Origin of the sequence: Intrasporangium flavum (assembly GCF_001956915.1) — a bacterium.
Lineage (GTDB): Bacteria > Actinomycetota > Actinomycetes > Actinomycetales > Dermatophilaceae > Monashia > Monashia flava.
The window spans coordinates 20,743-35,409 of sequence record NZ_MLJO01000027.1 but is presented as its reverse complement, the minus strand read 5'-3'; the positions used below and the strand labels follow the sequence as shown (position 1 = coordinate 35,409).

Here is a 14,667-nt window from a genome sequence, read left to right as displayed (position 1 = left end):
CGACGGGGCGCCGGCCCGGGGAGGCCGGCGCCCGTCTCGGGTCAGCGGATGTCGAACGCGTCGACGTCCAGGTTGCTGCTCGTGGACAGGCCGTGCAGCGAGCCGTCGAAGTACGTGCTCCACGCGGTGCCGCTGCGGTGGATGACGTCCTCGTCGGCCGCGGTGCCGAGGCCGGTGACGGTGGCGTCGGCGCTGAAGGACAGGTAGTAGTCCGTCGTGCCGACCCAGGTGAGGCCGTCGACGTTGGCGGTGGCCGGGATGCCGGCCGTCGTCGCGTCGAGGACCCGCGTGTACGTGCTGCCGCTCGTCCACCGGTAGACGTCCGCGTCGTCACCGGCCGCCCCCGTGACTCCCGGCGGCGTCGTGTTCGTCGCGAGGGAGAGGTAGAGGACGCGCCCGGTGCCGGTGCCGACGACGCTGATCGCGTCGACGTTGGCGGTGACGCCGTGCGTGGAGCCGTCGTAGTACAGCTCCCACGTGGTGCCGTTGCGGTAGAGCACGTCCTCGTCCTGGACGGTGCCGAGGCCGGTGACGGTCGTCGTGCCGGCGAACGAGACGTAGAAGTGCGTGTCGTCCTCGCGGCTGTACCCGTCGACGTTGGCGCTCGTCGGGACACCCATCGTGCTCAGGTCGTGCAGCCGCGAGTGGGCGGTGCCGTTGAACAGGTAGATGTCCGCGTCGTCCGCCGTGCCGGCCACCCCGGGCGGGTTGGTGTTGCCCGCGGTGGAGTAGCGCAGCTGGTGGGTGACGGTGAGCGTTCGGTTCACGACGGCGCTCCAGTTGCCGGCCGCGTCGCGGACCCGGAAGGACAAGGTCGTCGAGGCGTCGGCGAAGGCGTGCGTGTCGATGGTGCCGCTGATGGCGCCGCCCGCCGTGACGGTGAGCGCGGTGCCGTTGCCGGCGCCGGGGTCGGCGCCACGGAACCACTCGACGTTCGTCAGGGCCGACAGCGCGTCGGTCGCGGTGCCGGACACCGTGATGGTGCTCGTGGCCGCGTTCGGCGTCGCCGTCAGGGCCGTGATCGCCGGGGCCGTCTTGTCGACGTGCAGCACGACCTGGCCCGCCGCACCCCAGTTGCCGGCGGCGTCGCGTCCGCGGACCCACAGCGTGTGCGAGCCCTCGGTCATCTGCCGCACCGTGGCGAGCGGGATGTCGAGGTAGGCGTTCTCGACGGGTCCGGACCAGGCCCCGTCCGAGGCCTCGAGCGGGATGCCGGAGCCCGGCGACCCGAGCGTGTCCACGAACGCCTCGGCGGCCGCGACCGTGCTCTGGGCGGCGCCCACGGCCGACGGGTTGTCGGTCAGGGTGGCCGACAGGCGCACCGACGGCGTCGCACCGTTGACCGGCTGGAGGCCGTTGTTCGGGTCGGGCACGACGCTGACGGCGGATGCCGCGGGACCGGTCTTGTCGACGACGAACGTCGCCGTGGACGGGTCGCCCCAGTTGCCGACGGAGTCCTGCGTGCGGACCGACACCGTGTGGCTGCCCTCGGCGAGGGCGCCCACCGTGGCGGCCGGGATCGAGCCGGTGACGCTCGCCACCGGGCCGGAGGTCGCGACGGTCATGGCGATGGGCGAGCCGCCGTCGACCGACAGCTCGGCCGCCGCGATGGCGTGCCCGCCGGAGGCGGAGTCGTTGCCGGTGGCGCTGACGGCCACGGCCACCGAGCCGTTGGTCCGGTCGGGGGCGAGCACGACGCCGCTCGTCGTGGGCCCGACGACGTCGTTGCCGGTGACGAGGACCGAGCTCCACGGGCCCCAGCTGCCGCCGGCGTCGCGGCCGCGCACGTAGACGACGTGTTGGCCGGACGCGATGGCGACGGGTGCCGTGACGGTGGCCGTCGGCGCGCCGAAGGACCCGCTCATCGCGGTCGGCGGGGCGGCCACCGAGTCGAGCCGGTACTCGGCCGCGGTGACGGCGCTGTTGCCCGTCGCGACGTCGCTGACCGTGGCGGTCAGCGTGCCTGACGCCCAGGCGACGCCGGTCGTGGCCGGACCCGCCGTGTCGGGGGAGGCGACGCCCGAACCGGCCACGGCGACGACGGCGAGCATGCCGCCCGCGCCGGCCGTGTTCGAGTTGTGCAGCGTCAGGCTCGCGTCGTAGACGGCGAGGCGACGGTCGGTCGCGGTCGCCGGCAGGGTGACGAGGGCGTCCGCGGTCTGGCCGGGTCCGAACGTCTCGGCGACGTAGCTGCGCGAGATGTCGGTGGTGCCGTTGCGCAGCGGGCTGCCGTCGACGCCGACGAGCCGCTGCGAGGCGCCGAGGACGCCCATCGAGCGGTAGGAGAGCCCGGCGTTGACGTAACGCAGCAGGAGCTTCTGCCCCGACGCCGCGGTGATCGGTGCGTTCTGCGGGTGCACCTTGCCGTTGACGGTGAAGTAGCGCGGCTTGAAGGTGCGCAGGTCGAAGCCGGCCGGGTTGGCGCTCGCGTTGAGTGCCGGGTCGATCTCGCCGAGGACCACCGGGGCCGACACGTCGAACGCCGTGCCGGCGTCGTCGTAGGCCTGCGCCGGGTCGGTCGCCCGCACGACGAGGGCGCCGTAGAGGCCCATCGCCACCTGGTGCTCGCTGTTCGCGGTGAGGCCCGCCTCGTAGAGGTAGGTGCCGGGACGGCTCGCGGTGAAGGTGTACGTGCGGGTGCCGCTCGCCGCGGCCCCGGTCGTGTCGGGCACGAGCGACTGGCCGCCGACGTGCAGCGCCGTGTTCTCGGCCAGCGAGTTGTGCAGGGTGATCGTCACCTGGTCGCCCTCGTCGACGGTGAGCACCGGACCGCCGGGGGCGGTCGGCGCCGAGCCGTCGGACGTGTAGCCCCAGACGGGCAGCGGGGAGGCGAGCCCGGGGAGGCTCGTCGAGCCGCTGACCGCCCACAGGTCGATCGAGCGGTCGGCGGCGTGCGCCGAGCCGGCCGGGCCCAGCAGCAGCCAGGCCGCCGTGAGCAGGCCTCCGGTCGCGAGCGACCGGGCCAGGACGCGCGGTGCGCGGGTGCGTGTCGTCATCGGATCCACCTCTTCCTCAACCGCACGTGTTCGGGGCCGGCGGTTCGATCCGCATGTACGTGATGGGACCGGTCATCGTCACGCCCCACGAGGTGATCTGGTACAGCGCGTGGTTGTGGCTGATGATGTAGTACTCGCCGCACTGGTTGAGGGTCTGCACCCCCGGCGGCAGGGCCTGCGTCGAGCCGAGGTACGGGCTGCCGCTGTAGAACGTGCCGACCACCTGGTTGGCCAGGCTCGGGACGGTCACGGTCACCGGGTTGCTCGGGCTGTAGCCCTCGGCGTCGTACCACTTGAAGAGCACGTCCCACGTCTGCCCGGGGCCGATGTTGATGGCGAACTTCTCCATCGACAGGTCGCCGCCGGCGGGGCTCTTGAGCGGGTGGCCGTCGCGGCCGACGACGAGCCCGTTGTTGCCGTGCGGGTGGAACGGGTAGTCCTCGCTGCCGACGCTGAGGTAGCGGGCCAGGCCGTTGAGCGGGTGGGTCACCGGGTCGTAGGGCTTGACCGTGGCGAGCGACCCGTACGGCTGGTTGGGCAGCCACGACGCGCCGTTGTCGGCGATGCTGTCCGGGTAGCCGCGGCCGTTGATGAGCCAGTACCGAGCCTTGTAGTTGTTGAGGTTGAAGCTCTTGTGGGCCTCGGCCGCCTGGTGCTGGTAGGGGTCGATCTCCGAGAGGAGGACCATGAACTCCTCGGTCGGGTTGAACCGGCTGTCGGCGGAGTCGTAGGCGTAGTCGTCGCCGAGCGTCGGCCGCACGACCAGCGCGCCGAACAGGCCCATCCGCACCTGCTTCTCGGGGTTGGTGCCCGACTCGTAGAGGTAGGTGCCCGGGCGGGACGCGGTGAACGTGTACGTCGTCGTGCCCGTCAGGGCGGCGGCGCCGGGCGCGAGGCTCGTCACCAGCCCGGTGCCGTCGACCTGCGGCTGCGAGGCCACCCCGTCGGCGCGGACGTCGTCCATGCCCGGGAAGACGATCGAGGTCGGGTCCTCGAGGGTGTTGTGGAGGATGACGGTGACGGTGTCGCCCTCGTGGACGCAGAGCACCGGTCCGGGGTGCTGGAACGGGTCGAACCCGCTCGAGTAGCCCCACATGTACGCGGTGTTGCCGTCCGGCAGGTCGATGTAGCCGGTGCGCGTCGTCAGGTCGAAGACCGGGTTGCCGGGCGCGGATCCGCCTGAGGTGCAGACGATCCCGTTGCGCGGCGGCGCGTCGGCCGTGGCCGGTGCGCCCTGGACGACCGCCGCACCGACCGCGCCGAGCGCGGTGACCGTGGCGGCGGCCAGCACGCGTCGCAGGGATGACCCGCGACGCCGGAGACGTGGTGTGAGGCTCATGGCTCAGTTCCCCCAGTCGTTCGGGTAGGCCTGCGGCCCGACGCCGCTCGCGTACACCCGGATCTCGGTCGCCTGGCCGCCGAACCCGCCCGGGGCGAGGTTGTTCGAGCGGTTGAACGCGCGGTTGTAGAGGTAGTAGGTGTCGTAGGCGCCCGACCCCGTCTTGGCCGGGGCCGTGAACACGACGTCGTAGCTCTCGCCCGGGCCGATGTTGAGCGTCTCGGTCTCGTACGAGGTGTCGGTGCCGTCGCGCCCGCGCATCGGGGTGGCGTCCCGGCCGACGACGCGCATCCGGATGCCGCTCGTCGTCATGGCCGCCTCGCGGAACCCGAGGTTGGCGAACCTCAGCGCCACCCGCTCACCCGAGTTGCACCGCACGAGTGAGGAGTTCGGCTGGTACTGCAGGTCCGGTCGCCCGGCCGGGGCGATGAGGTCGCCGGTCGCGTCGAACGTCACGCCGGACTCGGTGTGGAACGCGTTGACCGACGGCCCGTTCGGCTCGATGGTGTCGGGGTAGACGCGTCCGTTGAGGAGGGCGAAGTCGGCCCGGTAGTCGCTCCACTCCGGCAGCTGGATGTGCGCGTCGGCCCAGTGGGCCTCGGCCCACACCTCCGACAGGAACATCGCGAACTCGCGGTCGTGGCCGGTCGAGCCGTCGCCGTCGTTGTAGAGGAACTTCGTGTAGGTGCGGCCGTCGTGGGTCTTGCTCTGGCCGTCCTGCAGGGGCCGGACGAACACGAGGCCCGTCATGCCCATGTGCACGTGCTCGACGTCCTCGACGTGGCAGTGGAACATGTAGGTGCCCGGGTCCCGCGGCCGGTAGACGTAGGTGAACTCCCGCCCGGCCGGCACCGACACCGACCCCGTCGGCTCCCCGTCGAAGAACGGGATGACGTTGCGGAAGCCGTGCCAGTGCAGGGTGTGCGCGTCGAAGAGGTCGGGCCGCAGCGCCAGGCCCAGGTTCGTCAGCTGCACGCGGAACTCGTTGTGCGCGTTGGGGTCGTACTGGTCGACCCAGAAGAGCGGCGCCGAGTGCTGCGCCTTGTTCTTCTGCGCGAGCCGCTGGGTCGTCGTCATCCCGGTGACGTTGCGGAACCCGAAGACGTAGGTCGTCAGGCCCGGAGGCGCGAGGTTGTCCGGGTGGAACGGCGGGATCGCCGGCGTCGGCGGCAGGTGGATCCAGCCGTCGGTGCCGGCGAGGTAGAGGTTCGCCGGCGCGTCCGCCGCGGAGGCCACCTGCTCGGGCGCGAGCACGCGCCCGCTCCAGGTGCCGACGCCGGCCACGAGGGCCGCGCCGCCGGCGAGGCCGAGGAACCGGCGCCGGCTGACGCCGCCCGGCTCGGTCGGGTGGAGCGTGTCCATGGTGTCCCCTTGTCGTGCAGGAGCGGTGGGCTGGAGGTGCGGCGCGGGGCCGGGGCGGCCGGTCATCGGACCGGCCCCCCGATCCCGGGAGCCACGCGGGCACCGGCACGGACCGCGGCCGCCGCGGGCGCGGTCGCCCCGGTCGGCAGCGAGAACGCGTCGATGTCGTGGTCGGTGGCGGTCAGCCCGCGGGCCGTGCCGTCGAAGAAGACGGACCACGAGCCGAGGGAGGTGGCGCTCGTGCTCTGCCAGTACACGACGTCCTCGTCCTGGACGGTCAGCGAGCTGAGCCCGCCCGTGAGGATGAGGTTGTTCGTGCCGTCGAACGACAGGTACACGTGCGTGGCGTCCACGTACGTCGCCGCGTCGACGTGGGTCAGGGGCAGCACGCCGTGCACCGACGCGTCCCAGACCCGTGCGAACGCGGTGCCGTTCCAGCTGTAGAGGTCGTTCTGGTCGGTCGTGCCGCCGACGCCCGGCGGACGCTGTGCCCCGGCGGTGCCGAAGTAGAGGACGCCGCCGCGGACGGTGATGGAGTCGACGTCGAGCGCCGTCGAGGTCAGGCCGCGGGTCGTGCCGTCGAACCACACCGACCAGGCGCTGCCGTTCCAGTAGACGACGTCCTCGTCCTGGACCGCCCCGAGTCCCGGGAGGGTCGTGTCGTTGCTGAACGAGGCGTAGAAGTGCGTCGCGTCGACCATCGACAGGCCGTCGAGGTTGGCCGCGGCCGGCACGCCGTACGGTGCCGCGGTCACGTCGATGCTCCGGCTGAAGGTGTTCGACGGCGTGTTCCACGCGTAGACGTCGGCGTCGTCGGCGGTCCCCGCGACCCCCGGCGGGTTGGCGTTGCCGGTCGTCGAGAAGTAGAACGCCGGGGACGTCGGCGGCGGCGTCACGGTCCCGCCCGACGACTCGTCCGCGCCGGCCTCGTAGCCACCGTTGGACGGACGTCCGTCGCCGTCGATGTCGGTCGTCGGCATCGAGACGCCTCCGGCCGAGGCCGCTCCGAGGTTGCAGGCCGGGGAGGCCGAGCCGGTCGCGCACGAGGCCAGGTGGTAGTTGCCCATGAGGTCGGGCGGCTGCTCCACCGTGACGACGTTCGCGTCGACGAACGCCGGGTTCTGGCGCCACGTCGCGAACGACACCGACAGGGCGTACGGGCGCACGACCTGCGGGTCGGTCATCCGGTTCGTCGCGCTCGTCGTGTACGGGTGCGACGCGTCCTGCTGGATCACCGAGCTCGTCGGCGCGAGCAGGCCGGTGCCGTCGGCGTTGCCGACCGCCCACTCGTCGACGGGCGAGGAGTCACCGGCCAGGCCGATGCCCGTGACGGTCGTGCCCGCACGGGTGCCGGCACGGTTGTCCCAGAGGATGTTGTCGAACATCAGCGGCCGGCTGAAGACGGGCGAGCCGGCGGGCAGCGTCGCCTGCAGCTGGTCGCTGTTGGTCGCCGTCGAGACCCCGGCCGGGGCCGGCAGCCCGTTGGACGTCACGGCGGTGGCCGTCGTGATGTTGCCCATGACCGTGTTGCCGTAGATCCGCACGTTCGGCGCGTCGTCGATGGCGATGCCGCCGCCCTCGTGGGTCGAGACGTTGTTCGCGATGACGTTGTTGTAGACGTTCATCGGGAAGTTGCCCGACATGAGGAACCGGATGCCGCCGCCGTCGTCGTTGGCGAGGTTGGCCTGGATCTGGTTGTCGTGGATGTCGACCGCGCCGGACCCCGGCGAGAGCGTCGTCGGGTCGGCGGGCAGCTGACCGGCGATCATGATGCCGGCACCCTCGTCGTTGGAGTTGTTGAGCGTGATCCGGTTGTGGTGCACCGAACCGCCCGGGCTGTAGCCGTAGACGCTGAGCCCGGCTCCGTACTCGAGGCTGAAGTTGCCGCAGAGGTCGTTGCCGGACACCTCGTAGCCGTCCGAGCCGGCGAAGAGCCCGATGGCCCCGGCGAGGTTGGTGCCGGCGTTCTGCACGATGCGGTTGTTCGCGATCCGCACGTGCTCGTTGTGCTGGTTGGTGTCCGGCGCCGCCAGGTCGGGGGTGCCTATGCGGATGGTGCCGTAGCCGCCGCCGTTGTTCTCGACGACGTTGTTGGTCACCTGCAGCTGGCGCACGTAGGCGTTGGCGAAGATCGCCCCGCCCTGCGTCACGATGTTCGGCGGCAGGTTGGTCAGCTGCCCGGTCAGGTCGTTGAGGTTGCCCGGGAAGCCCTGCTGGTCACCGCCCCGGATGTCGAACCCGTCGACGGCCGGCTTGAAGGCCGAGCTGCTGTCGGGGAACGTGTTCGCCTGGGCGAGCAGGTAGACGACGGCGCCGTCGTTGACGGCCTGGTTGCCGGCCCACGTCATGGCGGCGACGCGGGTGAACCAGTCGGTGGCGAGGTCGGTGTCGCCACCGAACGCGCTGCCGTCGATGATCGTGCCCTGGATGTGCGGGCTCGTCGGCGTGGATCCCTGGAACCCGCCGGCACCGATGCCCTGGAGCTTGACCGGAGCCGACACGACGAGGTTCTCGTAGTACGCGCCACGCGGGTTCGTCACGGGCACAGCGGTGTTCGGGTACACCACCACGAGGTCGGTACCGGCGCTGGTGCGGGCGTCGTCGAGCGCGTTCTGGATGGCGTGGCTGACGCCGGCGGTGCCGGTCTGGCTCGCCGTGCTCGCCGGGTTGTAGCGCGCGTTCGAGGCGAGGGCACCCGGGCCGACGGTGTAGACGTTCGGGCTGTACCCCGTGCCCAGCACGTGGAAGGTGATCCCGTTGACCGTCCTCATCCCGTTCGAGGCGGTGATGACGAGGCTGTGCGGGCCGGCCGCGACGCTCGTGGCCGGGTTGGTGCCCACGGCCGGGATCGCCAGCTGGATCGTCGTGTCGTTCCACGACTGGTAGGCGCTCGTCGGCAGGGCGACGCCGTCGAGGGTGACGGTCCCGGTGCCCCGGGTCGCCCCGAAGCCGAGGCCGTTGACCGTGACGTTGCGGGCCGTGCCCGTGTCCGTGCTGCGCACGAACGGCTTGGACACCGAGAACAGCTGCGGCTGCACTGCGTCGATCGGGCAGGTCACGGTCGTCGGGCTCGTGCCCGGCGTGCCGACGCTGACGCCCACCTGCGTCGGGGCGAGGTCGGTCGGGATGGTCACCCCGGGCATGGCCTCGAACTCGGTCGCGATGGTGCGGAAGCGCGGGTTGTAGTCCTGGTTGAGCGCTCCCGGGACGCCGGGGTCGTTGCCGACGAACCGGTACATGCCTGTGCAGACACCGGACGGCGTCGGGCAGGAGATGTGGTCGGTCGAGGGCATCAGCACGTCGTAGATGCCGTTGAAGTCGGAGTGCGCCGTGTAGACGAGCCGGTTGGTGAAGTCGTAGATGCCGACCGGCGCGTAGGCCACGCCGGCCTTGTCGCCGAAGCCGGTCGTCCGCTTGTCGACGGAGAAGTTGAGGTCGTCGACGAGGAGCCCGCGCATGCGCGAGGGGAGCGGCACGTCGGTGAAGACGTTGAACATCGGCACGATCGACTTGCCGTTGTTGAGGTCGACGAGCTTGGTGTCGCAGCGCGGCTTGACCGCGCCCTCGTAGGGCGAGCCGCCCATGTCGACGAACGGCGCGTTCGACACCGGCGAGGACGCCGGGACGGTGACGCCGGTCGGCAGGCCGTTGGTGCCGTCGCCGGCCTTGGCCGGGTAGTCGTCGGTGCCGGCACCGGCGACGTCGACGGTGTGCAGGGCGCCGGCGCACGCCGGCGGCGGGACCTGCGGCACGATCGTGTCGCCGCGGGCGATGTTGATGTCCTCCTCGGAGGTCACCGAGTACATCGGGTTGCCGCTCTGGTCGTCGGGCAGGTCGATGTGCACGAGGTAGCTGTGCCCGCCGGGCAGGCTCGTGAAGGCGTCGTTGCCGGACCCGTCGGTGCACGTCGGGTTGGCGGGGTCGGACGCGTCGAGCGTGCCGGTGAAGCAGCCGTCGCCGAAGCCGTAGTTGCCGTCGACCGCGGCGCCGAAGTTCGCGTCGGGCGTGCCCTGGTCGGTGGCGTACGGGCCCACCTGGACGCCCTGGACGAGGGCCGCGAGGCACTCGCCGCCGGTCGCCTGGTCCGGCACGAGGACGTCCTCGTCGGCCGGGTGCGCGAACGGCTTGCCGTCGGCGTCGCGGGCGACGCAGCCGGTGGGCCGGCCCCACGACTCGGAGACGTAGGTGTTGAGCAGCTTGCCCTGCTTGTAGGAGCCGTCGGGGGCGAGGGCGTAGGTGTCGCTCGGGTCGCACGGCAGCGAGCCGTCGGCCGGGCAGTCCACGGTGTCGTAGAGCTTGACCGGGACGTTCGGGACGCCGGGCTGCCAGTCCTCGGAGGCCGCGTACTGCGGGTCGAGCTCGTTGCGGGTCGTGTCGTAGCTGACCGACCCGACGATGCCGCCGTTGCGCGGGCCGCCCTTGGTGCCGGCCGCGTCGTACTTCTGCACGCCCCAGTCGACGGTGCCGGACAGGCCGATGATCGGCAGCAGGCTGACATCGACACCCGAGCCGAGCACGGTCGTCGGGGTGGGCTGGTTGTCGGCCTGGTAGGTGACGCCGGTCGTGTAGAAGGCGTCGGAGTAGGCCTCGAGGACGAACCACTCGGCCAGCGGGTAGCCGCTCTCGAAGCGGTAGTAGCCGGCGCTGTCGGTCGACACGGCGTTCGAGCCGCGGTCCATGAGCGAGTTGTCCTTCTTGCGCAGCGTCAGCGGGAACTGGGCCACGCCCTGCTCGCCGGGGTCGCGCTTGCCGTTCTTGTTGTCGTCGAGGAAGACGTGGCCGGTGACCTCGGTCCACCAGCCGTTCATCGGCAGCTGCTTCATGTCGACGGCCCGGCCGCCGGACACGGTGACGTTGACGAGCATGAGGATGTAGTCCTGCGGCTCGTCCCACCACGTCAGCTGGTAGGTGCCATCGGGCACGTGCGGGATCGTGAAGCTGCCGTCCGCGGCGCCGCGCCCGACCCAGACGGCCTGGTCGCCGTTGTCGAGGTCGTTGAGGGAGAGCACCGGGTCGGCGATCGGCGTGTCGAGCTTGCTGCCGGTCATCCCGTTGTAGAGGTTGAAGCTGCCACCGACGGGCGGGTAGTACTGCTTCGCCGCGACGACGACGCCGCTGATCGAGCCGGACGCCGTGGTGCCGAGGCTGTTGTGCGGGTGCACGAAGCCGAACTGCGGCGTCGGGACGGGCTCGCCGGCCACCGTGAACTCGGTGTCGTAGCCGGTCGCGCCCTCCATGAGCCACGTGTCGAAGTCGTGGTTGCCCTCGAGGGTCGTCGTCTGGATCCAGTCGGTGCCGTCGGGCGGGGTGATCGTCGTCGTGTACCGGTTGGTGCCGAGGTGCGGGATGGCGACCATGCCGGTGGCGTCGCTGAAGCACTTGCCGCCGACCGTGTCGACGACCGGCAGGCCGTCGGCGTCGCGTGACGCGGCGGTCCACGGGATCATGTGGGTGTCGGGGTCCTCGCCGACGTACGTCGTGCACAGCGGGTTGCCGTAGACGTCGGTCGTGACCTCGCCGAGGGTGTCGTTGATGTGGCCCTGGAAGCCGGCGAGGCCGTCCTCGCCGTTGTCGATGGCGCCGTTCGTCGACGCCTCGTCCTGGAAGACGTACGCGCGCAGCGTGGCGTCCGGCAGCGGGTCCGGCTGCACGCCGACGTCGACGGTGCCGTCGGCGCTCGGCACCGAGAAGTGCGCGCCGTCGATCTTGTAGCCGTCGGCGAGCACCGTGACGAGGTAGTTGCCGTCGGGCAGCGTCAGCGTCGCGCCGTTCGCGAAGTCGGCGCTCGTGCCCTGGCGGTAGATCGGGGCCGCCCCCGGGTCCTCGAGGATCGAGGGCCACGTGCAGCTCGCCGGGTAGCCGGGGTCCTCGGCGGAGCAGCCGGAGCCCGGCTGCGGGCCGCCGGCCGGGTCGCTCTTGCCGGAGTTGTCGACGTTGATCATGTAGCGGAAGTCGGTGACCGGGTCGCCCTCGGTGACGGGCGGGTTCGCGTGCGCCTCGGTCCGGGCGGCGTGCAGCTGCACGTGGACGGCGCTCGTGGCCGCCTGGGCGGGGACCGCCGCGAGCAGGGGCACGGACACGAGCGTGCCGACCGCGAGTGCCATCGCACCCACGGCCGACACCACGCGTCGGGCCGGGCCACCACGCAGGCCGCCCGGCCCGCCCCGGGCACGCCGCCGGACGCGTCGGCGTCCGGCCGTGTGCTCGTGCCGGGCGCGCGCGCCGGCGGTCCGGGCCCGCAGGGGCGTCGGCGTCGTGCCGCCCGTCCCCTGCGTGCCGATGGTCGCAACCTGGCCGTGTTCGTCCATCCGACTCACCTCTGCCCTCCGAGCACCCGCCCCGGGCGCTCGCCTTGGGCCATGTCACCCCCGGGTGCAGGCGGCCCGGACCGGAACCCGGCGGGCCGTCAGAGATCCGTGTGGGCGGTGTCACCCGGGCGTCAGCGCAGGCGTCGCGACGCGTCAGGTCGGGGTCAGCGACGCCTCACGCCGCCGTCAGGAACCCGTCAGGTGAGGCGGGCCCGTGGCGTGCGCGACGGTGGGCGCGACGGTGGGCGCGCACGGACGGGTACGTCCGTGCAGGGACCTCGGGAGCACCGGTGGACAGCCTGTGCAGCCTCTGTGAGGCTCGTCCTCTCGTTTGGGTGTCCGGCACCGCGTCGCGTCATACTGATGTGCGGCCCGGGGCGGAAGTCCGGGCCACATCGCTGAAACGGAGTGGATGAGTGAGTCAGAGCAGGCACGAGGTCCGTGCCGCCCAGCTGGCGGCCACCAAGGCCGGCCCGCGCGGCGGCGACGGTCGGGGCAGCGGCGCTGACGGCGGACGCACCGGCTGGAAGAAGTGGGTGCTCGGGACCCTGAAGTGGGGCTCGATCGCCGGCGCCGTGCTGTTCGTGCTCGGGGTGATCGGCGTCTTCATCGCCTACAACAAGATCACCATCCCGGCGGCGAACGAGATCGCCAACCGGCAGGTCTCGATCGTCTACTACAGCGACGGCAAGACCGAGATGGACCGCATCTCCTCCCAGGACGGCAACCGCGAGTCGGTCAAGCTGGCCCAGGTGCCGAAGTTCGTCCAGGAGGCGCACATCGCCGCCGAGGACCGCACCTTCTACGCCAACAACGGCATCTCCGTCGGCGGCATCCTCCGCGCCGTCAAGACGAGCGTCACCGGCGAGGCCCAGGTGGGTGGCTCCACGATCACCCAGCAGTACGTCAAGAACTACTTCCTGACCCAGGACCGCACGATCAGCCGCAAGGCCCGCGAGATCCTCCTCGCCATCAAGATCGACGGCCAGCGCAGCAAGTCCCAGATCCTCGAGGACTACCTCAACACCATCTACTACGGTCGCGGCGCGTACGGCATCCAGTCCGGCGCCAAGGCCTACTTCGGCAAGGACGTCGGCAAGCTCAACGTCGCCGAGGGCGCGGTGCTCGCGTCCGTCATCAACGCGCCGTCGCTCTACGACCCGGCCAACGGCCCGAAGGCCAAGGCCAACCTCGAGCAGCGCGTCGGCTACGTCCTCGACGGCATGGTCACCGAGGGCTGGCTCAGCCAGGCCGAGCGCGCGAAGTACAGCGAGCTGCCGAAGATCCTGCCGTACAAGCCGAACCAGTTCTCCGCGGGCCCGAACGGCTTCATCACCGCCCAGGTCAAGCGCGAGCTCATCAGCAAGGGCCTGACCGAGCAGGACATCGACCAGGGCGGCCTGCGCATCACCACGACGATCGACAAGAAGGCCCAGGGCGCCGCGATCCAGGCGATGCAGGACAACCTGCCCAAGAAGGTCCAGGGCGGCCTCGTGGCGATCAAGCCCGGCGACGGCGCGGTCATCGCGATGTACGGCGGCGAGGACTACCGCAAGAGCCAGTTCAACTCGGCCACCCAGGCGATCATGCAGGGCGCCTCGAACTTCAAGCCGTTCGCCGTGCTCGCCGCGGTCCGCGACGGCGTCTCGACGAAGACGAAGTTCGACGGCGACCAGCCCCAGGACATCGCCGGCACGACGATCACGAACTTCGGTGACCGCTCCTACGGCATGGTCGACATGCGCCGGATGATCGGTCGCTCGATCAACACGGCCTTCGTCAACCTCAACAACACGATCACCCCGAAGCTGACGCGTCAGGCGGCCATCGACGCCGGCATCCCCGAGCGGACGCCGGGCCTCGACAACACGCTGACCAACGTCCTCGGCACCGCCTCGCCGCACGTCATCGACATGGCCACGGCCTACTCGACGATCGCCGGCCAGGGCGTGCGGTCCAAGCCGTACTTCGTCAAGAAGGTCACCTCGACGACGAGCGACTTCAGCTACCAGGCCAAGCCGGAGACGCGTCGGGCCTTCGACAAGGACGTCACGGCCGACGTCACCGACGCCATGACCTACACCGTCAAGGACGGCGGCACGGCCACGAAGCTGCAGCGGCTCGACCGCCCGGTCGCCGGCAAGACCGGTACGTCGTCCTACGCCAAGTCGATCTGGTTCTCCGGCTTCGTGCCGCAGCTGGCCGTCTCGATCGGCATGTACAAGCCCGACGCGAACGGCAACCCGCAGCAGCTGACGAGCGCCGAGGACACCAACCTCACCGGTGGCACCGTCCCGGCCGACGTCTTCTACGACTTCATGAAGATCGTCATGGACGGCGTGCCCGTGCAGGACTTCCCGAAGCGCGCCGGCATCGGCGACGACAAGGTCCCGACGCCGACGACGACGTTCACGCCGACCCCGACGACGACGTCCGAGACGACCACGCAGGCCCCGACGACGACGACCGAGACGCCGACGCCGACGAAGACGAAGGGCACCGGCAAGCCGACGCCCACCGACTCGCCGACCGCCACCGGCACCTTCACCCTGCCCTTCCCGTCTCCCACGTCGACGGGCCCCGGCCCCGGCGGTGGGGGCGGCGGCGGTGGAGGCGGCGGTGGTGCCGGCGCCGGCGGGTGACGTCGGGTGCGGACCTCGAG

The 14,667-nt window shown here is 71.3% G+C and carries 5 protein-coding genes; 1 reads left to right on the top strand and 4 read right to left on the bottom strand.

The genetic code is table 11. The features are described 5' to 3' along the window. Positions 1-41 precede the first annotated feature (41 nt). The 4 genes from BIV28_RS20470 to BIV28_RS18255 form a co-directional block, all read right to left on the bottom strand. Positions 42-2,996, bottom strand: coding sequence for a multicopper oxidase family protein (locus BIV28_RS20470; RefSeq protein ID WP_076263962.1), 2,955 nt, complete (start codon positions 2,994-2,996; stop codon positions 42-44). Positions 2,997-3,012: 16 nt separating this feature from the next. Next, entirely contained in the window at positions 3,013-4,335 is a 1,323-nt protein-coding gene (locus tag BIV28_RS18265) for a multicopper oxidase domain-containing protein (protein ID WP_083707496.1), read from the bottom strand. Between the two features lie 3 nt (positions 4,336-4,338). After that, positions 4,339-5,697 (bottom strand): multicopper oxidase domain-containing protein, encoded by a 1,359-nt coding sequence (locus tag BIV28_RS18260; RefSeq protein ID WP_207556094.1) that lies wholly within the window; start codon positions 5,695-5,697, stop codon positions 4,339-4,341. A gap of 62 nt (positions 5,698-5,759) precedes the next feature. Further along, on the bottom strand, positions 5,760-12,005 hold the full coding sequence (locus BIV28_RS18255; RefSeq protein WP_076263961.1) for a hypothetical protein: 6,246 nt from the start codon (positions 12,003-12,005) through the stop codon (positions 5,760-5,762). Positions 12,006-12,421: 416 nt separating this feature from the next. Here BIV28_RS18255 and BIV28_RS18250 point away from each other — a divergent pair, with 416 nt between their 5' ends. Further along, positions 12,422-14,647 (top strand): transglycosylase domain-containing protein, encoded by a 2,226-nt coding sequence (locus tag BIV28_RS18250; RefSeq protein ID WP_076263960.1) that lies wholly within the window; start codon positions 12,422-12,424, stop codon positions 14,645-14,647. Positions 14,648-14,667 lie beyond the last annotated feature (20 nt).